The following is a 20754-nucleotide window of genomic DNA, read 5'->3' as shown; positions in this document are numbered from 1 at the left end:
TCTTATATTAGGATTGATGTTGGTGAAACAGAGTTGTATGTGCCGGAGGACTTATTATTTACGTTGACTGGAGATGGTGCATTGAAAAACTTTGATGGAGAGTCGATCACGTCTATTGCATTACCCCGACATATCCAGCCTGAATTGTTTAGGCAAACAATAAGATATATGCTCAAGGAGCACGAGGAGAATAATACCCCGTTCTACAAAACCATTTCAACAGCACCGTTGTCAGCAGATGACTTTAAAAAGCTTTACAGGCAATATAAACGAAATATCATTAAACAAAATGGTTCTTTATTACAATTAGGTGTGGTAGTGAGCGACTATCTAACTCAGCAACAATTATTTAAGAGCAAGCGAGCTATAGCTTCTTTCTTATTCGAATACTTTGCGGTCTTTAAGCTACTTAAGATAAGAAAGCCGAAGCCGTTCCCCAAGAATTACAGCGATTTAGTGCAGTATTATTTGGAAAATGGATTATCAAGCGAAACTGTCAGGTTAATGATGAAAGAAGCGGCAGAAGTTGGGGAAATTTGATTTGCAAGTGATAAATTATCGCATTGCAAAAGAAAATAAATCTGACTGACTATCAGGCACTTTAGTCCAATTAAGAAGCATATAAGTAACTCTCCTTTAACTCTCTTTTTCCCCTTTCAACCTTTGTACTGTCATCAGCGAGTAAGCATAATAGCTTACAAACTTTGAAAGATGATGGTCGCAAATTGTCTGTCTCGACGGTAATGAAAGATGGAATGAACAATATAATTTCTTAAGGATGAAACATCCCTTTTCTAAAGATGACTCGCATAATGAGTCATCTTCCAATCTCTTAACCGCCAGCATGTTCTTCGGACTAGAAGGCGAAAATCCATTTATACTCCCAGCTGCATTCCTCGAATGGGGAGAAGGTCTCACTCCTTATGAAGCGAAAGCTTCTGGCGTGGCAATATCTTGCATGTTTAAACGCATGAATATTGCAGGCAATCCTTATGTTAGTGACAACCCTAACATTAAAAACTATGAATGGCGCGTGTTTAGTCGAGGTAGAGCTACCTACGAGTGCAAAATTGTGCTTGGTGGCGGCATCGCGGAATTAATTGCCGCCTATGAAGATGGTAAAATCAATATCAACTTCACCCTTGACGAGTTAATTAAAGTAGCTAAGGAAGCTACGGCTGTCTAATTTATCAACCCGGCAGCAATTCAGTTGCCGGGTTACTTATCCAAACATTTTATTAGTCAACTGACCGATGTACAGCATCGACAGGCAATCCATTGTCCAAATGAAAACAACAACGATCAAATTATCCAAAGACCAATACTTGAGTGAAGTAGAACCATTCAAATCAACTGGCATACCTAATAACTGTATACTCTACAAGGAAGTGACCGGATGCGGTGCCACCGAATCAGAAATACGTTCAGAACGCAACAGTATAATTATAGTTCCACACCAACCGGTCATTAAGGACAAGGTAAAAGTTTGGAACAAGGCAAACCCTACATCTATGGCAATCTTAGGAGTATTGAAAGGTGTAGATGTTTATCAAATCGAAACCTATATCAATTCGGCAGCAACGTACAAAAAGATTCTTACAACGCCGGAGGGCTTTGCTAAGATACTGGATGTATTTGCAAATGATTTAGAAACGTTGTACTCCGAATACTTCTTACTGTTTGACGAGTGCGAGCGAATCATTACAGATGTGAACTACAGGGGGAAGATTACCGCTCCCATTGACCAGTTCGCAAAATTTGAGGGTAGAGCATTAGTATCAGCTACACCTTTAGAGTATTCACATCCATTGCTTTCACAATTGGACAGATACATAATAGAGCCGGATTACGATTACAAAAAGGCTATCAAGGTCATTGGAACCAATTGCGTTACCGATAGTTTACAACGGCATTTGATCGAAACAGCGTCTAAAACCCCAGTATTTCTATTCGTAAACTCTACTACCTGTATTGTTGATATCATTAATATTCTTGATATACGGGCCAAAAGCTTTGTTTACTGTGGTGAGAAGAGCGTTGCCCAATTAAAATCGCATAAGTTCGATAGAATGGATCATCAACTTGATTTGAAGCAACTTGATGATTATGTGTTTCTAACGAGCAGGTACTTCTCAGCCCTGGATATTAAACTTAACTTTAAGCCGCATGTTGTTATGGTAACAGATGTTTTTACTGCCAAACACAGTACATTAGACCCAACTACCGACATTGTTCAAATTGTAGGTCGTTTTCGAAATGGGATTAGTTCAATTACACACATAGCCAACTTCAAGCCCGAACTGCAATCAAAAACTATGGACGAAGCAAGGGCTTATCTAAATGGCGTGTTTGATACCCATAATCAAGTAGTAGGTCTTTTGAAGCGCTTGGATAGTGAATCAAGTAGCAATGTGCTTAAGTTCTATCTTGACGAGTCGCCAACCTCGGACTATTATACTAAAGCAGGTGAAGTAAATGATTTTATGGTTGATAACTATCATTACGAACAGCGTGTCAAAGGATATTATCAGCAATTCGATAATTTGCAAACGGCATACAGTTTGAAGGATAAGCACTTTGCTCCAACGTTTTTTCACGAAGACTATCAAATCGGCGATAAGGATCGGAATTATAGAGCCAATCGAATGAGTATCAAAGAAAGGCAAATGGAAACGTATAGGCAGCTTGATCTACTGGAATCAAATAAGCCCAGAAAGTTTGTATTACACAACAGTTACGATCTAATACGAAACCTCCGACGGTTATTTCCAGAATTGACACGTATTTATGACTTGATAGGTTATGATGGCATGCTCAAAGGAAACTTTAGGCAATCGGTTATGCAGCGATATGCCAAGTCAGCCCAGGAAGTCAAAGACACTAAACGCCTTCAACCTTTTGTTTACAATGAATTTGCTGCCGATTCTGAACGCACCGACGAGGAGATAAAAGCCATTATGCCAAAGCTGTGTAAAGAGGCTAATGTCAAATCAAAAGCAACCATATCGATGCTTGCCAAATTCTTTGAAACGACCAGAACAACAAGCTACGGCCAGCATATAACTGTTATTGGTGATAAGAAAGATTTAAGCAACCTATCGCCATTTGATTGATCAATCCGAAGTTAGAATGATATTACCCTTTTATGGGGAAGTGATAGTTTTGGATTAGTCAAACGTCAATCAATCTATCAATCCGACAAACTCAGAAATCCTACTCTATTAGTGGATGTTCGATGTTTGGATTGAGTGCAAAAGCTGCCATATGCAGCTTTTGTTGTTTCTATGGTTATCGTAATTGAAGGAGCGGAGTTTAGCCACATTTCTTAAAAGGTAGACTTCCCTAATAATTTGTTATCGAAGACAATCAGCACCTTTTAATACAATTATTAGACTTTTGAGTAGGCGAATAAAGTAGGCTGTCAGCCATAGATTCCAGGGAATATCGAATTAACCTTCAAGTAAGCAATGGTCAGTTCAACTAAATACTCCTTGTCGTAAGGACACTTTACAAAGTCTGTAATGTCAACCATATTTGGATGAGCGGGTCCTGAATCTTCAGCCAAGAGGTACCCAAAGGGCTGGAAGTTAATCTCTGCCCATTTCTGAATCCCAAGCCCTTCAACGTAGTTTACAGAATATCCTACCATTCTCTTAGCCGGCGATGCATTTGAATATATAAATAACTTCAGGCTCTTAGGTAGTGCCTGTGATTCCTTGGATAATAGGAACTTCACCAACTTTGCATTTGATTGAAAATATCCCGCTCTGTCCGCAGACATGAACATCGTTAGTATCTGCTTCAATACATTTAATGGTTTAATCTTATAATTACCACTTACGTACCCGGGCGTTTTGCTGTTTGTCAGGAAATCCATACCCTGTCGTGCAAAGCTGCAAAAGTCACCTCCGTACCAACCACCGGTATTATTATTACAACTGATACACAAGGTATAACTACCGAAGCCCTTATTACTCCTCATTTTCTTTCCGAAGACATTGCTTTTCTCATCAATTAAATGACTTGAAGACTGGACGTAAATGGGCTTATTATTAAAGGCAGATTGAGGAGGGACGTGTTCGAAGGTCAATTCCCCCACAACGCCACAAAGCTGGCATTTACCTATCTTATTCTTCTTCATAGTATAAAGTTATATTTTATGCGGATTATGTACAACTGTAGCGTCGGTTTACATGCTAATGGTGAGCAAAGTAGGTATAACATAGATAAAAGCCCCTCCCATGCCTAAACTAAAGTCCCCCCTCCCTATAGCCAATTTACTCCCCTAAATCCATTCACAAGTGTGTTTTAAACAAGTGCGGCGTCTCGATTTCACCCCCCGTCCAGTTCCTGACAAGAAAGCGATTTGTTTACTGCCTTAGAGGCAAGAACCCAGGTTCACAACGAGCAAAATCCGTCGGTGGCAAATGCTTCGTTTCGCATCGCGAAACTCATCAAGCATTGCTGCCCGAGTTGCTCTATTGAACTTGCCTCAAAACAGAAAACAATCAAATCACTCACCTCAAACACACATCAAACAACATGAACGGTAGCAAACAAACCCAACAAATTCCAATCCCACGCTGGATAGAAGCCGAATCCAAACAACACGTGAACCAAAGGCTAAAGCGGCAAAACAAGACAACCGAAGCGCAGTATCATGCAATACTCAAAGCGGTAAAAGAGCAATTCATGCCGCTACGCCCTGAAACAGCCTTTGAAAGGGACTATAAAAAGCACCCAGACAATGCCGGTATAGCAACCCACCTATTCATGACCAAGGGCTTTTCTTGGTATCTCTCATGCGGTGCATGCTCGGAGTTTAATCTCGACTACTCATTTGATAACTGTCCATTTGAAGCTGAGGTAAAAGCACTGATGGAGACCTTTCCACCAAACTATTACGTCAATGAATACAAATGCCAACCGGATTTACCAACAACATTTAAACGCCTTGGCCGACTTGAAGACAGCGACTACTTTACAACTGCTTGGTGAAAACTCACCAGGCAGTTGCCTAAATCATACCTAACCCAAGTAAACAAATGAAAGAACACGGCACTCCAACCCCAACCCGACCGGCACAGCCACCAGTACTTAAAGGTCGGGGCTATTCAATAGGCAAACGGTGGCGCAAAGTAAACTCGCTTACTCATGCGAACGACTTGAAAATGCTAAACGACAACATCGAGGCTAAGTACCATCGTGTTTTAAAAGCCATCAAAGACCTTTACTTGCCACCAACCACCCAATATTTTGAAAGGGATTATAAATATGATGGCCGGGAATCTCTGTCGCTACATACATTCGTTTGCGACCAGGTTTACTTGCATCTTGAATGTGATTACCATTGCGATATGCGCATCGAATATGCTTTTCACAGCTTCGAGCATGAGAATAAAGTATTAAAACTGCTGAGGTTTCCTATTTACCTTGAAAAGGCTACTAATAAGGTATCGGACGCTGATTTACCTGCATTCTTTAAGCGCATTATTGCCTTTCAAGAGCCTCGCTACATACATTTCCTATAAGGTACTACGCCCAGTTCCCTACAATTTACATCTTCAAACACATTCAAAGCCTTGGTCTAATCGACCAGGGCTTTTTGCTTTAACATCATTCTCAAACTCTTAAACCAAACAATATGAAACAGCAATCACCAGTCAATCAAGACAATGTACCTTATAATAAAATAGTTCAGAAGGCATATTATGCAATCTACAAGAACGCTAAAGCGCTGCTATCAACTCTTGAACACGAGGAACTTCGCTACTCACTTGAACGGGAGGACAGAACAACGGCCAAGGTTGGAACTATAATCCACGAGTTTATTAATCCGGTGCTTTACTTACGCCTCGAATGCCACCCAACGAACTGCTTTGCCATACATTACGGATTTGAGGAAAGCAACTCGTTTAACCAGTTCGCGCAGATCACATCGGCATTTGTCCGCAGCATTTACAAGCTAACTGCAAAGGATGAAACGGAGGTGAACATTGAGGATTGCGTTAGGACCGACTATTGCATTTACAGCTGCTCAGATGCTTACGAGCATATTGAAGAACGCAACAAGCACCATCAATTTAAGCTGATAAAATACAAAGCAGTGGTAGCTAAGCGAAAACAAATGCATGCAGTGGCGTAAAGAATAGGGGCCTGAATAGGCTCCTATTTAAAAGGCTTTTCAGGTATGAAGTCCTTCACGGAGCAATCGAATATAACAGCTAACTGATTTAGGTGGTTCAGATTGTATTTAGTTGGAGACTTTGAGCTTTCAGCTTGACCAATGAAGCCATTCGAAACATTTAAGCGTACAGCAAGCTCAGATTGAGATAGATTAAGTTGTTCTCTTTTCTCCTTTACCTTATTGATAACGTAAGCTTCAATATCCGATTTAAGGTTGGCTGCCATCAACCACTAAAGAATAAAAACAAAAGCTACATCTTGCTTAGCAATAACTAAGTATTTTATTAGTTTCGCAATACGGCAAGCCTACTGTATTGATTATTAAAACAGCCGAGTAAAGGCTACTCGGTGCCTTATCCAATAGATCATGCCAACAATGGAATTTAAGTGCCCATCATGCGGCAAGCCATGCAGGGCTTATGTAGATAAATCGACCTCTTTTAAATGCTCAGCTTGTGGTACCAAAATCAAACCGCACGAGAACGGCAAGGTCGATATTGTTACTGAGATTGAAAATAAACCAACGGTTGAGCCACTGAAAGCGCCAGCCTATACGCCACCTAAGTCTGCTTCTACACCTCCAAAACCTAAAGAAGAAGTAACAAATTTAAGAGCAGCGGCTACAAATGTAGTAGAACCTGAGCCTAAAAGGCCGATTGTACAGCCTACTCCCAGAAGCACCAATGACTCTTCTTATTCAATATGGCCTTACGTTGTCGGTGTGTTATTGGTAGTAGCTTATTATGGATGGAATGATTTCATTAAACCAAAGTCTGCCTCAAAACCACCAGTCGCTGCTAATCAAACTGTACAATATCCTCAACAAACTCAGGCTCCGGCTTATCAAACACCACCAACAGCAACCACCACACCAGCTTACCAAACACCAGTATCAAGCCCACCACAAACTACAGGACAGCAATCGTCTGAAAATGCTAATAGCGGAATAATTTATCTGCACACAGTTAATACTTACCAAGGAACCGATAAAATGGATAAATGCAGTTCCGTTTTGGACGAAACAAGCCACACGCTGACTTTGACATCTATTACACACCCGTCAAATAGTTTCAAAATAATCTATCAAGACGGAGGAGTTTGCAACTTCCAGTATTATTCCGATAACACTATGGAAGCGGAGAAGACCATTTACAGAAGGTCAGATTTAGAAACGGGAAACGGAACTTTGATTTACACAAGCCGTACAGGTGAAATAACAATTTCCATTTCTTACTAATCGCTCTATACGGACAAACCTCAAGCTAACACTTAATCTATAATACTAACCCAATCACAAGATCAACTATGAAACAGACTGTTATCATGGCACTGGCTGCCACAACTTTATTTCTTGCTTCATGCTCAAAGAAAAGCACAACTGACATTCAACCTCAAACTACCGACAAGGTAACTGTTAACGGCACCGACTATGCCACTGTTAAAATCGGAACGCAAACCTGGACTGCTGTTAATTACAATGGTACAGGTGGAGTGAATTACAATGGTGGCGCAAATGATGCGGCAACTGGTAAGTTTTATACCATTACAGAAGCTAAAGCAGTTGTACTACCAACAGGATGGCGATTACCTACAAGCAATGACTTTACTAAGCTTTATACTTCGCAAAGTTCAGATGCAAAGAAGTTAATGGCAAAGACAACCTGGACAGTTGGAGGCGGTACAAATACATCGACCTTTAACGCTATTGCTGCAGGCTATTATTCTAACAGTGCATTTGACGGAAAAGGGACCGATGCGGTGTTTATTACAACATCAACGCTTCCAAATACACCGAGCATACCGGCCTGCTTTAATATCTACCAGGAGGCAGGAACAACCACTGCAATCATAACGGACATTGTTGAATCTGCAACTGATAAGGGTTCATTGCGCTTCGTAAAGGACAACTAAGCTATTTCCTAAAAGGTACTATTTTAAAAAGAGCTTGCCGATTGGTAGGCTCTTTTACATATTTAACCAACCTCTATGACAATACAAATAATACTGGGACTTGTGGCCCTTGCTTGGTTTGTCTACTCAAAAGAAAATGGCAAACGGCAAAAGATTTTAGCACGGTTCATTGTAACCGAAGCCTGGATTAATGGAGTTAATCAATCTGATGTTTACGTTGCTAACAAAGCATACTTTGCGTTTTATAAAACAGGCTCCGAACCTATAGCAATGGGTGGTGTTTTAAACGATACAGAGCATCAAACCTTTGGCCATGTTTCCTACATAGCCGCCAAACGACTTAAACAAACATCAAGTGCAGGGCCAACGGATAAGCAGTCGTTCATCTGGACTTATGAAAACAACTTTGATGAAGGTCACAACACCGCTAATGTCGAATTAACAAAGCAATACACACCAAATAAAGTTGAGTTTGATTTGCTAATCGAAACGCAGGATCATAACCGTTTGCTGTTTAAGGGCTATATGGGCGACACATTGCGAACTTTGAAGTAAGCCAAATTCCCAGATATAAATGAGGGCAAAGGTCTTGTAGAAAACCTCCTGACCCGCATGGGGGATCAACAATAATAAAGTCTAAGCATCTGTTGGATAAACTGATAGTTGTAAATTTGCTAAACAAAAAAAACCTGAAGGTGTGAACTTCAGGGCCCGAATTGACCGTAACATTTGCAGTGTTACGTTTAGTCCGTACTTCTACCAGACTTGCCGGTCTGATCTTCAGATATGTTAGGGAGCTTCACGGCTCCCTTTGCATTTCAAAAATATACAAAAAAAAGTCGGTGACTGTTACTATTCTATCAACATAGTGTATCAAGATTTTAAGTTAATCATTCTCAGTTGGATAATTTGAGACGGTAAACGGGCTGAAGGATTTAAGCAATCTGTCGCTCGATATTTTATTTCATTGATTTCCAGGATCTTAAGTCCATGTTGATAAAGTTTTAAAATATTAGTAATTGCTTGCCATTTTGAGGCAATACATTGACCATTAACACATAAACCTTCGCTATCCTTTTCCCTAAGAAGTTGTTTAAGAGGGAAAGGATAGCTATCGAACAATCATAAACTTTAGTTATTAACTTTATCAAATGACCGGACCACAGATGTATGAGTCTTAGCGGTACTGGCTTTTGTAGTGCCTGCAATTATATAAGGTATTGTTAGAACGCATGATCTAACTGTTGAACTTAGTAAAAACTCAAGTGTTGTTATAGCTAAAATGAACAAGATTGAAGGGTCGAGTGGAGGTGACGACATATATATACTTTCGCCTCCATAACAAGCTGACTAACAGTTCTTATTTCGAAGCACATAGTGGTAGCGTTAGGGTTGGCAGTTGGGTGAGAGTTCGCGTTGCAGCTTCAATTCCTGAACATCTCCAATATATCGGGTTAAAACAATATTGATCTATAGCCTTGCTGTTTTATTACTTACGAATATAGTAGCGTTCGATTCAAAATTATTTTTCAATCTTTGTAACATTTGATGTATTACCAATGTCAAACAACAAAATAAATGTAAAACGTGCTTATCGGGAAGGATAAGCACGTTGAAAATGTTAATTTAGTGTAACTGCCAGGAAGTTCTTATGTAAATCACTTGTAGTGACCAAAAAACATAAGAACAAACTGGGCAGCAATTAAGATTAACAATCGGTTTTCTCTTAGGAAATCTTTAATTGTTTTCATTTTGCTACTTTTTTTTATTCACTATTTAGACAGTTAAGAGACACTGATGTTACAACAATTTCTTATTTTATCGACGATCAGAGAAACTTTAATTAAATAACCCCATTGGCCAGATTACAAAGTGAGAAGTAATTAGGCTGCATTTTTTTTAATAGGGATTGACGTTGGCATCGTTAGTACACAAATGAAAAGTAAAATTGGCAAGAACACAACTGTTTATCTTAGCCGTCAATAACAAAGGCAAGGCAATAAAAAGGACGCCGATACATATATTCATAACAGCACATTGGATTAGGCTAATTTTGATCCATAAGCCCACGCTTGCCTTAGCCCCCATTTGTTGCTTAAGAGAGCAAAGGCAAGCTATGCTTATGCCTGTCCGCGCAGTGGGCCTTTCACACACAAGGTCCAAAGGTGTGATTCACTTTTAAGCGCCGCACAATATCACGCCAGGCTTCGTATCGCTGCAATAAGCTTTCAGCACATTGCAGCTCACCGCATCAGTACCACCACTCAATTAAGATTCGCACATTTTTATTTCATTCCCTTACTCATAATACAACCCACAATAAAAATGTGCAGATCTTACCGGCCCTTACTGATGCTGCCTGTCATGCTATTTGAGGGCGCAAAGTCGTTCATCACATTCGCTGTATCTGTCTTTATATACCTTTCACTTATGCTGCACTTACACTTGGTCTGTCGACCAGGTGACGCTTGCAACGCTCAAAATTTATAAAGCCAGTCGCTCATATCGTTAGGCTCACCTGCGCCACGCAATCCGCTTCGAAAGCGTCACACCGTTTGAGAGCTAACGCATAGGCCATTTATCAAACGATCCGCCACTTTCTTGTGAAGCATTCTGTGAAGCCGCTGCTTTGCAGCTGTCTCTTCACAGACGGATTGCTCTATTCGCAGCTGGCTCGCGACATAAATAATTTATACCTTTAGAACTCAACGTAAATTAAAACATGATTAACCATATTATTGAATTCGACTTGTGGGAAAATGATCAACCTTTTGAGATACAATTAGAGCCAGAGTGCCTGATATTCAAAGTTACGCCCAATAACGAATTAAGGTTTGTGGCTATCTGCGATGACAATGATTTTACATGGGCTGTAAGGGGTAATCCCAAGGACGGTGGCATTCAATTATTTCCAGTAGGGAAAGGCGATTACGAGATAAACATATATGAAAACGGCATCTTACTAGAAGATTGGTTTAAATACATGCGTTAACTTTTTCACAAAACCTTGTTCTAACTCGCAGACATAACGCTCATTTGATTAAGATGTTCATTAAGACTACATTTACAATTACTTAACCCTTAATATATGAGTTACTTCAGCGATAGTCAATATATGAATTACATACTTTAGCAAGCCTTAGATGAAAGGTCTCGCTTACAAAAACACCAAAACGACTGTTCCAAGATGGACAGACGAACTGCATATCGAAAATCCATTAGGATATGCATATGAAACCGACACACATTTTGTTCACATGTACGGATGTGATACGGGGTTTCATCCTATACAAATCGGCCTAACTGCCATCGAAAGAAAACAAGGTGTATTAGATGATTGGGTTGTGAAAACGTTTGGCGCTATTGACCTTCAGCCATTAAGAGTGGAAATAGGTCATTCCGTTGAAGGGGTTTGGCGGCCAACATTATATTACACCGATGATGTCCATCAAGCATTAAATAATTCATCTGTTGAAATGCGATTAGCCCAGCAATCTTTACGCTTGTTGATTAGCAAATTGGATGAGTTATTCCTTTATATAGAGCCAGATCAACGATGTATTGACACTTTTAGTCATAAAACTAGAGAATTATTGATTCTCGCTTGTACCGAAGTTGAAAACAGCTTGAAATCATATTTTACTACTACAGGAGTCCTTCCGATTAATAAGCGAGCGCATACAACTAAGGATTACGTCAAGTTAGTTGATAAGTTATTTCTAAGAGATTATCAGTTCAAGTTAAGAGCCTATGATTCATTAGGATGGTTCAGACCATTCAAAAATTGGGATCCGGCAAATCCTTCAAACTCATTGGATTGGTACGATGCGTATAATAAAACAAAGCATGATAGAACATCCCACTTTGCTAAAGCAACGTTAAATCACTGTATAAGTGCGATTGTCGCCAACTTGGTTTTACATTGTGTGAAATACAGTCCTTGGCCAATGATAGAGGGCAATGATAATTTTTCATCATTAGTTAATCAACATTTCGTGGGGGAACTAACTGATTGTACAAGCAGTACATTCTATATTCATGAAATAGATATTAAAGCAGGTACCAGGGACGATTTGTTCATTTTCAGTCCAAGAAAAGAAGGGTGGACAAAGATGTTTGTAGTTGATCAATTAGCGCTTTAATCAAATCGTTACTTCTTCTCTCCACAAAGTTAGCTGATACATCAGCACATAGTTCAACTTCGTTTCAAGGTAGTATTTCGTAATTGGGTATTCCTACCGGGAGCCTCCGCAATTACTCAATCTCCACCTTGCCTTAGTGCTGCCTGATCAGCAGTGAGTCGCTCGAGAATTCACTCGACATAAAACTTACTGCTATGACAGACATTAAACAGCTACTTAAGGAATTTGAACGATTTGCTTATGGGCAATCACTTTCTACTGCATTTATTGACGTCCTGGACTGGATTCTGTTACCTTTTAGGAAATTCAATGATGCAGAATCGCAAAACGTTGCACTTGAAAAGTACCAAACTCACCCCAAAGTGAAACAGCTTGTTACCCTCGTCACCATCATTGGCGACCTTTCAGAAGGCTTCAATGACCCACTTGGGGAACTTTATATGCAAGCAATTTCGAATGGCCACAATGGTCAGTATTTCACCCCGACACCAATATGCGATATGATGTCTACTATGTCAGTTGGCGACAATTCACGGCCAGGACAAACAGTTGCCGATTGTGCTTGCGGTTCAGGTAGGATGCTATTGGCCGCTGTTAAGATTAACCGGCATCTAAAACTTTATGGTGCCGATCTTGATAATACATGTTGTAAAATGGCATTACTAAATATGTTGTTGAACTCTCTAACTGGTGAAATTGCACATATGAACTCACTCAGCAACGAGTTTTACACCGGCTACAAGGTTGATATAACATTGGTCAATACTCATTACTTTCCTTACTATACTGAGTTTACAGAGCCATCGCAAAGCAACATCTGGTTACATGATTTAAAAGGTACTGAAGCAAAACCTAAGTTTGATAAACCTTTTGAACCCGTTAGGGTATCACAGCCAATTAATGGCGTTCAGACAACTTTGTTTTAACACAGTTGTAAGCTATATTAGCGATCAAATCGAACAACATAATTGATCATTACCTAAACCAATGAAGAGAGCTATAATAGTCAAAGGTACTGCCAGTATTGGAAAGAGCACAATCATTTACTCAATTTATGATTGGATTGTGTCAACTTATTGTACCAAGCCAATTACGAATAGCATTTGGGCAACCAATGGTGTGCATGAGGTAAGGGCCGTACTAGAAATTGGAAAGCTAAAGATAGGTATCGCCAGCCCTGGTGATAACGCACAGGAAGTTGACCATAATCTTGATGAGTTCTTTAAGCACGATGTGGATATAATTATTTGTGCTTGCCGTACTCGTGGCTATTCATTTGATACTGTGAGAAAACGGCTTCCCTATCCCAAATACGTTACAAACTGGTGTGTCCCAGAATGGATATCTCCAAAAATTTCTGTTAGAGTACCCATCGCCATAGACGAACTCAAAGCTTTACTGATTGGGTTATCCAAATGAAATACCTGTTGAACAAGCTTTAAAATTGCTAATAAAGTCGCTGATTATGACTATAGTTGCCACTTGGGTTAACCTTGAAAGAATAGATGAGCCGTCCATTTGGACTGTCGCAGATACGAAGATTTCCGATTTTAACGATCATGACCAGCCTTTAACATTAGGCGGCGCAAAAGTGTTTGATCTTCCTATAGTTTGTAAAATGGCCGGTGGGAATAATTATGGCGCTACCTACTACCAAGCCTCAATGGGGTTTTCATATGCTGGCAGTTCAATAGTTGGACTTAATACTTTTGCGACTTTAAGCGCGGTGCTTTGCAACCTGGGCGGCGGCCCCAACGTCATTCCAGATCATGAAAACATTATTGATCTAGCGTTTAGAATACTTAGAGTCTATTGTTCATCTGTTCCTTACGATGTTGAAATAAGTTTATGGGGCTTCTGCCCAAAGTCTAAAATCCCTTTTATTGGCATTTTAAAAGTTGATCGGGGATCACAATCTCCATTTAGCAAACACATAGAAACAGGTTATTTTGATAAGTTAAGTTGCATCTTACTTGGCAGTCACAAGACCCATATCCTCGAAAAGATTACGAAGCTATGCGATGAGTTAACTTTGGACGCAAAACATGCCTATTGGCGAGTTCCATTAAAGGTTTTACATGAGGTAGTAGATAATCAACTTTACCCTGAAATTGGAGGCAACTTACAAGTTGGTATAGTATCGCAATTGGGAACTTTTGGCTACTTTGCTGTTTCCGTTCCACTGAAGGGAACCAACCCTGTGTTACATACTATTAAGTATCGCAACATCGATCTTTTTGAAGAATTTGGAAGGAATGTTGGCGATTGCATTATTAACCTTCCGGCTATTATTGTAGACTTTCCAGAGCGTTAGTAGGTAACATTGCGCAATCCAAACCCTTGGCAATTGCATCTTTGCTTAAGTTATAGTATATTCAATTACTTAACCAATTCACACATAGTTATGAGTCTACAATCTATATCATCCAATAACATTAAATTAAAAGTCAGAAAAGGAATTATCGGACATGCTGATTCATTAAATCAAACTAGCCAAGTCAATGCTAAAGAGTTTGGCGAGCAATATGCAAAAGGAGTTTTAAACAAACTTTTTCCAAAGAAAATAGAGTATGGAAACGTGGAAAGCCATTTTAACACAGAGAGGCTTAACTCTTTCAAGTTTTCAAGCTTTAGAGAAGGGGTAATAAGCATACACTACCAAAAGAAGAAGTTAACGACCGAGTTGCATCATATGTCGAAACAGGAAAATGCGCTAGCTTATGACCTCAACAAGCTTAAATCGTCAATGTTTAGCTTCTTATACAAGAAGAAAATTGCTGCTCAATCTGACCGGTTGAAAGAGTTGACCGAAGACGTAATTGCTTTAAGGGAATCTAATAAATCATCGTTTATCAATCTCTCATATGACTATGAGAATTCAGCTTTACCTGACGCTTATTCAGATTTGTTAAGTGCATTTAATACCATGAGATCATCTACTAAGATTTGGGATGTTACTACCACTCAAATGAATTTGGATACCAAAGCAGCAGCTGGAACTTCAATTGATCGGCACGAGGTTAAGTTTCATTTGGGCGGTTTAGACATACTTTCCACAACAGAACAAACTTTGCATGTTGAGAACTTTAATGGTGGTGACTTTTACTTCTATCCTCTTTTCATCATTTATTTTAAAGGCAAGGAAGAGATCGCAATTATTGACTATACAGATCTATATATCGAGTTTAAAGACCAGGAGTTCCTTGAACAGAAAAAGGATATCGTCAGCGACGTAAATGTGATTGGTGAAACTTGGTATAGGGTAAACAAAGACGGATCGCCAGACAGACGCTTTGTCGGCAATTACAAAATTCCTATAGTATTGTATGGTTCAATACACATTAAAAGCCCTTCTGGGATTAATGAACTCTATTACATTAGTGATCATAAGAAGGCAAAGCATTTCTATGAACAGTATATTAAATATCAAGGTCTGGCTCGCGTGTCCAACTACGAAATACTGCAGTGATAACTAAACCGTTGGGATTGTAACTTGTAATTTCCACATTGTTGTATAACTTTATCTTACATAACCGAATCGATCACGACATGAAACCTTTCCTACTACTATCTACAATTGCACTGTTAGCTATTTTAACATCTTGTGAACAAGCGACACCTAAATCAGAAGTTCAAAAGAAGATGGAATTGGATAGCTTTTCGCAAGCTAAATATGGCGAAAGTTCTGATGAACACGTAAAGAAGATGGTCGATGCCACTATGGCTAAAGCGTTGTTAGATACTATTGGACTATATAAAGCGCCAGTAAAGGTATTAAGCGCGAAGGTTGTAAAAGAGGAATATTCAACTTACCGAAACGTTTACATAAGATACAAGAATGTATCGGGTAAGGCAATCGCGGCAATTAAGTTTCGATGGTACGGAGTAAATGCTTTTGGTGACCCAGCCGATCTTGGAAATACGTACGCTGCTGGTTTTGGCGGGGGCTTTACAGATGATGCCTTAAAGCCTGGACGTTCTGACGATGGTACATGGAGTGTCCTTAGTAGGGATGCTAAAAAGATTAAGGTAGCGTGGCCAACCGAGGTGTCTTTTGCAGATGGTACCAAATGGGAGATTAAGTACTCGCAGACTGGCAATTAGCTTTTTCAATTGGTGTCGAGCAGTAATTCAACGATAGCATTAACATTCACGATAAGTTGGTTCTATGCTAAGTCATTCGCGAAGTCTACCTTTTAAATACATAGGATGAATGCCCACTTTACCGCAATCTCAAACAACTTAATCCAACATCTACATTACCTCTATAAAGTATAAATTCTTTGTTCTTATGGATTGATACCTGCCAAATTACATTGTTAATCCAATACATTAGTATCTCCTATAAACAACAAAGTTGGCTATTGTCTGGATTGAGTTTGAACATTTCTTGCATACCAATCCGAAGCTTTTGTATCTCCTATAATAGCTGTTATTAAGTATTGTTTGGATTAACGTTGTAGTAGCTACATCACTTCATTCATTTAAAAGGTTATAAGGGTAAGAAAGAGTGAAGATGAATTATTAAGCAAAGTTAGGGCTGGTGCTTCTGAAGCGTGCAAAAGATTGTCGAGCATAAACGCTCATTGCCATCACACAGGCTATTTATATCGTTTCCTTTTGCACTTGATCGCACCAAACCTGTATGGGCATCATAATTCATTCAATCACTTAAACTCTATGCTTATGGATAAACAAATGCGATTTTCCTATCTTTGATATGTTGTTGGCCTTCTTGTTGACCTCTTAAATGGTTTAAAAGGCAAAAACAGCGTTAATTAACTCAATTATCAACAATAAGACAGTATACTGGCAATCATGGGGTGCTGGAGGTCGGAAGTTCGAATCTTCTCATCCCGACTTGATTAAAGCCTTGGTGATTTTTCAGCAAGGCTTTTTTATGCCTTGGGATTGCAACGTCGCCTTTATTCAACGGAGGGAATCTGTCGCAGAAAACGAATGTCGGTTCATTTTGAAATAATTGGATAGTCGCCTCTCGTGGTCTTATCTGTGATATTTTTAATCAATTCGTCCAGCTCATTGGCCGAAGACTGTAGATATTCAAACATCCTTTCTCTTTCGTCGCTGTGCTCATATAATTCTTTAACCAATGGTAATAGCCCCATGATCCTGGCCAAAGGAGCGCGGACTACGTGCGACTGGATCCAGGATATCTCCCGCATTCTTTCATTTTGTGCCTCTATAGCGCGGATGTAGCTTAATCTTTCTGTAACATCTGTTGCAATAGTTACCTTGGCATCTTTCCCTTTACATTGGATAAAATTGCTTTGAATATCAACCTGGATAACTTCCCCGTCTTTCTTCCTGTGTTTATAGATGCCCAGACCTTCGTTATCCGGGTTGGTATTTAAAAGATCCTGTTCAAGCGCTGGAACCTCTTCCTGCGGTCGGATGTCTCTTAGGTTCATTTTTAAAATTTCCTCCCTTGTATAACCGTAGTGCTGAATGAAGGAATCGTTTACATCCATAAATCCTAACGTCTCCAGTTCAAAGACAAACATGGGTAAAGGACTCAGCTGAAACAGCTCCTGGTACTTTTTTTCAGATTCTGCCAGTGCGCCTACTATTTTTTTTCTTTCAGAACTGTAAAGGATGCTTTTATATAACGAGAGCGAGGTTAATTCATCCTTCAGGATATAATCGGACACCCCCAGGGCTAACGATTTAATACCGAATTGAAAATTGGCGTAACCCGTCAGCACGATGACCGGGGTATTTCTGCAGCTTTCAATGATTTCCAGTATCAGGGGCTCGCCGTTTTTGTCGGGTAAGGACAGGTCTAACAAAATGATATCGAACCGGCACTGGTTGTCGGATAAAAAGTCATTTGCGGCCTGGCAACTGGTGGCATTGCAGATAACAGGGTTCTCCAATTCACTTAATAAAAACTCTTCAACCAGGGCAAAATCCCCCGGATTGTCTTCTATTACCAGTATGCGGTAATCTTTTTGCTGTTGACGGGATTCCATATACTTTATTTTAAGGCATAGAAACGATATTGATCCAGAAATCTTCGATTTTGCTGATTGCCAGCATAAAGTCTGAAACATCAATCGGCTTGGTAATATAACAGTTCACATAATTCTGATAAGACGAGAAAATGTCTTTTTCGGATGAGGAGGTGGTTAGCATGATTACTGGTATGTGTTTGAATTTTTCATTTTGCTTAATATAAAGCAACACCTCGTGGCCGCTTATTTTGGGTAGGTTAATATCCAGTAAAACCAGATCGGGGTAAGCTTCCGTATCACTAAGTGTATCAAAAAAATCAATGGCAGATGCACCGTCCCTCATTACGCTTACCTCGTTAATGAGCCTGCAATCTTCCAGAGCTTCTGTGGTCAGCAGAATATCGCCCTCGTTGTCTTCAATCAATAAAATATGTATGGATTTCATCGCTGATGATGTTTTAAAATTGTAAAGTAAAACGTACTGCCCTTTCCTTTTTCGGATGCTACCCAGATCTTTCCGCCAAGGTTTTCGATAATCTTTTTAGTGATGGCCAACCCCATCCCGGTACCCGAGTAGTCTTCTTTATTATGCAATCGTTGGAAAATGACAAAAATCTTTTCAAAGTAAGCCGGGTCGATACCGATTCCGTTATCGCTTATGGCGATCACCCAATGGTCATTCTTTTCTTCGCCGGTGATATGGATTGCCGGCGCTCCGCCCGGCGGCTGGTATTTTAAACTGTTACCAATCAGGTTTTGTAAAGCCTGCCGAATTGGGGTTTTGTACGTTTGCAACATGGGTAAGCCAGCAAAGGATATCCTGGCTTTTTTTTCTTCAATCTGTTTTCGGTAAAGTATTAATATTTCATCAATAAGCTGACTAAAAGAGACTTGCTGCAGCTCGCTTCCGTCTTTACCAACCCTGGAATACTCCAGCAGGTCCAGTATGATCTGCCGCATTCGTTTGGCACCGTCAACGGCAAAATGAATATATTGCCTGCCTTTGTCATCTATCTTGTCGCCGTATTTGTGCTCCAGCCTGTCAAGAAAACTGGTAATCATCCGCAGCGGTTCTTGCAGGTCATGTGAGGCAACATAGGCAAACTGTTCAAGTTCGCCGTTTGACGCGGCCAGCTCTTTGGTTTGTTTTCTCAGGTTTTCATTCAATTTTATTAAATGGCTTTCGGTTGCCTTACGGCCGGTTATGTCCTTAAAATAAACCGACAGCCCCTTGCCCGTTGGATAGGCACTAATCTCGTACCAAACAGCGAGCGGAGGATAGTAATCTTCAAAATGAACTGCCTGCCCGGTTTCCAACACTTCATGATATTTTTGGTATGATAAAGAACCAGTCGAACCGGCAAATACCTCCCATAAATGTTGGTTTATGACCTTGTTTTTGGGCATTTGCAACACTTTTTCGGCCATAGTGTTCCAATAGGTAACTGTCCAGTTTTCGTCAACCGCAAAAAAAGCGTCGCCAATACTTTCCAGGATAGTGTTCCTCTCCTCTTCAACCAGCTTTCGCTTGGTGATATCTGATCTGATTGCCACGTACTGGTACGGCTTTCCACTACCGTCCACAAAGGGTACAATGGTAGTATCTACCCAGTAAAAAGTGCCGTCTTTGGCCCGGTTTTTCAGCTCGCCCTTCCATATCTTACCATTGGCTATGGTTCTCCAAAGTTCCCGAATGAATGCTTTGCCGTGGTACCCGGAGTTAATAATGCGATGATCGCAGCCAATCAATTCTTCGCGTTCGTATTTAGATATTTTACAAAAATTATCATTTACGTGCCTGATGATCCCTTTTGGGTCTGTGATGGCCACAATTGCCGATTCATTAAGGGCGTGCTTATAATCGGCATTTTCCTTAAGTGTTAAGTCCAGTTGTTGCCGGATGGCTGTTTCGGCCAGGCGTTGCATCTGCTCTACCTCGTCGCGCAGTACCATTTGGTCGGTTATATCTCGTGTAATCTTTACAAACCCCCGCAGGCTGCCATCATCTGCATATAAAGCGGTAAGTACCGTATCGCCCCAGAATGATGAGCCATCTTTCCGCATCCGCAGGCCGGTTGCGGCGCAGCTGCCGTTTGCCCGGGCCTGGTTTAAGCTTGCTTGAGGCATTTTAGTCAGAATATCTTCGGGTGGATAGAATATGGCGAAGTTTTTGCCAATAACCTCTTCCGCAGCATAGCCCTTGATGTGCTCTGCTCCTTTATTCCAACTTGTGATCGTCCCTTCGGCATCCAGCCGGATTATAGCATAATCCTGGATGCTATTCATGAGCAATAATAAATCATCATAGATAATATTATTCTGTATCGATAAGGATTTGGTTTTCATTAGCTTAGGGTTTCGCAATAATCAAATAAAGGTTGCGAATAAATATAACAAACTGAAATAATATTATGTAATTCTATTGAATGAGCCCCAATATCACCTCGGCTTTTTGTTAACTACCTGGTTTAATGGCCTGTATTGCTTAATGCACGTCGAAAAAAATATATAGAGCAACTAACCAGTCTCCTTTTAACTAAAAC

21 protein-coding genes are annotated in these 20754 nt (G+C 40.1%); 16 read left to right on the top strand and 5 right to left on the bottom strand.

The window, feature by feature from the left end; all coding sequences use genetic code 11:
• Positions 1-39 precede the first annotated feature (39 nt).
• From AC1RM2_RS15940 to AC1RM2_RS15930, 3 genes are all read left to right on the top strand, one after another.
• On the top strand, positions 40-540 hold the full coding sequence (locus AC1RM2_RS15940) for a hypothetical protein (RefSeq protein WP_492986189.1): 501 nt from the start codon (positions 40-42) through the stop codon (positions 538-540).
• Between the two features lie 238 nt (positions 541-778).
• Positions 779-1186, top strand: coding sequence for a hypothetical protein (locus AC1RM2_RS15935; RefSeq protein WP_492986187.1), 408 nt, complete (start codon positions 779-781; stop codon positions 1184-1186).
• A 100-nt stretch (positions 1187-1286) separates the two neighbouring features.
• A complete protein-coding gene (locus AC1RM2_RS15930) occupies positions 1287-3113 on the top strand; it encodes a hypothetical protein (RefSeq protein WP_492986185.1) in 1827 nt (608 codons plus the stop codon).
• A 308-nt stretch (positions 3114-3421) separates the two neighbouring features.
• On the opposite strand, the gene AC1RM2_RS15925 is transcribed toward AC1RM2_RS15930, so the two are convergent.
• Positions 3422-4141, bottom strand: coding sequence for a hypothetical protein (locus AC1RM2_RS15925; protein ID WP_492986183.1), 720 nt, complete (start codon positions 4139-4141; stop codon positions 3422-3424).
• 401 nt (positions 4142-4542) lie between these two features.
• On the opposite strand from AC1RM2_RS15925, the gene AC1RM2_RS15920 reads away from it, so the two are divergent.
• The 3 genes from AC1RM2_RS15920 to AC1RM2_RS15910 all read left to right on the top strand — a co-directional run bounded on the left by AC1RM2_RS15920 (position 4543) and on the right by AC1RM2_RS15910 (position 6145).
• Complete coding sequence (locus AC1RM2_RS15920; protein WP_492986181.1) at positions 4543-4998, top strand: hypothetical protein; 456 nt, start codon at positions 4543-4545, stop codon at positions 4996-4998.
• Between the two features lie 47 nt (positions 4999-5045).
• On the top strand, positions 5046-5531 hold the full coding sequence (locus AC1RM2_RS15915) for a hypothetical protein (protein ID WP_492986179.1): 486 nt from the start codon (positions 5046-5048) through the stop codon (positions 5529-5531).
• A gap of 113 nt (positions 5532-5644) precedes the next feature.
• Complete coding sequence (locus tag AC1RM2_RS15910; RefSeq protein ID WP_492986177.1) at positions 5645-6145, top strand: hypothetical protein; 501 nt, start codon at positions 5645-5647, stop codon at positions 6143-6145.
• Between the two features lie 23 nt (positions 6146-6168).
• On the opposite strand, the gene AC1RM2_RS15905 is transcribed toward AC1RM2_RS15910, so the two are convergent.
• Complete coding sequence (locus tag AC1RM2_RS15905) at positions 6169-6411, bottom strand: helix-turn-helix domain-containing protein (RefSeq protein ID WP_492986175.1); 243 nt, start codon at positions 6409-6411, stop codon at positions 6169-6171.
• A gap of 142 nt (positions 6412-6553) precedes the next feature.
• Between AC1RM2_RS15905 and AC1RM2_RS15900 the strand changes: the two genes are divergently transcribed.
• From AC1RM2_RS15900 to AC1RM2_RS15855, 10 genes are all read left to right on the top strand, one after another.
• Positions 6554-7423, top strand: coding sequence for a hypothetical protein (locus AC1RM2_RS15900; RefSeq protein WP_492986174.1), 870 nt, complete (start codon positions 6554-6556; stop codon positions 7421-7423).
• A gap of 68 nt (positions 7424-7491) precedes the next feature.
• Positions 7492-8097, top strand: coding sequence for an FISUMP domain-containing protein (locus AC1RM2_RS15895; protein ID WP_492986172.1), 606 nt, complete (start codon positions 7492-7494; stop codon positions 8095-8097).
• A gap of 75 nt (positions 8098-8172) precedes the next feature.
• Positions 8173-8652, top strand: a complete 480-nt coding sequence (locus tag AC1RM2_RS15890) for a hypothetical protein (protein ID WP_492986170.1) — start codon at positions 8173-8175, stop codon at positions 8650-8652.
• 2167 nt (positions 8653-10819) lie between these two features.
• Positions 10820-11089 (top strand): hypothetical protein, encoded by a 270-nt coding sequence (locus AC1RM2_RS15885; protein WP_492986168.1) that lies wholly within the window; start codon positions 10820-10822, stop codon positions 11087-11089.
• 151 nt (positions 11090-11240) lie between these two features.
• Positions 11241-12239 carry a hypothetical protein gene (locus AC1RM2_RS15880; protein WP_492986166.1) on the top strand — a complete coding sequence of 333 codons (999 nt, stop codon included), beginning with the start codon at positions 11241-11243 and terminating at the stop codon, positions 12237-12239.
• A 194-nt stretch (positions 12240-12433) separates the two neighbouring features.
• Positions 12434-13165 (top strand): N-6 DNA methylase, encoded by a 732-nt coding sequence (locus tag AC1RM2_RS15875; RefSeq protein ID WP_492986165.1) that lies wholly within the window; start codon positions 12434-12436, stop codon positions 13163-13165.
• Between the two features lie 61 nt (positions 13166-13226).
• The gene (locus tag AC1RM2_RS15870) at positions 13227-13658 is read left to right on the top strand and encodes a hypothetical protein (RefSeq protein ID WP_492986164.1); all 432 of its coding nucleotides are present in this window, start codon (positions 13227-13229) and stop codon (positions 13656-13658) included.
• Entirely contained in the window at positions 13642-14553 is a 912-nt protein-coding gene (locus AC1RM2_RS15865; protein ID WP_492986163.1) for a hypothetical protein, read from the top strand. Before AC1RM2_RS15870 ends, AC1RM2_RS15865 begins: the two co-directional genes overlap by 17 nt.
• 90 nt (positions 14554-14643) lie before the next feature.
• On the top strand, positions 14644-15708 hold the full coding sequence (locus AC1RM2_RS15860; protein WP_492986162.1) for a hypothetical protein: 1065 nt from the start codon (positions 14644-14646) through the stop codon (positions 15706-15708).
• A gap of 80 nt (positions 15709-15788) precedes the next feature.
• Positions 15789-16343, top strand: coding sequence for a hypothetical protein (locus tag AC1RM2_RS15855; protein ID WP_492986161.1), 555 nt, complete (start codon positions 15789-15791; stop codon positions 16341-16343).
• 863 nt (positions 16344-17206) lie between these two features.
• Here AC1RM2_RS15855 and AC1RM2_RS15850 read toward each other — a convergent pair.
• From AC1RM2_RS15850 to AC1RM2_RS15840, 3 genes are read right to left on the bottom strand one after another with little or no spacing between them, the layout of a single operon-like run.
• Positions 17207-18229: a PAS domain S-box protein gene (locus AC1RM2_RS15850; protein WP_492986160.1), complete on the bottom strand. Its 1023-nt coding sequence runs from the start codon at positions 18227-18229 to the stop codon at positions 17207-17209.
• A 10-nt stretch (positions 18230-18239) separates the two neighbouring features.
• A complete protein-coding gene (locus AC1RM2_RS15845) occupies positions 18240-18656 on the bottom strand; it encodes a response regulator (protein ID WP_492986159.1) in 417 nt (138 codons plus the stop codon).
• Positions 18653-20557: a PAS domain-containing sensor histidine kinase gene (locus AC1RM2_RS15840; RefSeq protein WP_492986158.1), complete on the bottom strand. Its 1905-nt coding sequence runs from the start codon at positions 20555-20557 to the stop codon at positions 18653-18655. The genes AC1RM2_RS15845 and AC1RM2_RS15840 overlap by 4 nt, the downstream gene beginning before the upstream one ends.
• Positions 20558-20754 lie beyond the last annotated feature (197 nt).

It is taken from the genome of Mucilaginibacter sp. GW822-FHT03E02, assembly GCF_058801545.1.
The sequence above is the reverse complement of the archived record's forward strand: the minus strand, read 5'-3'. Positions and strand labels throughout refer to the sequence as shown.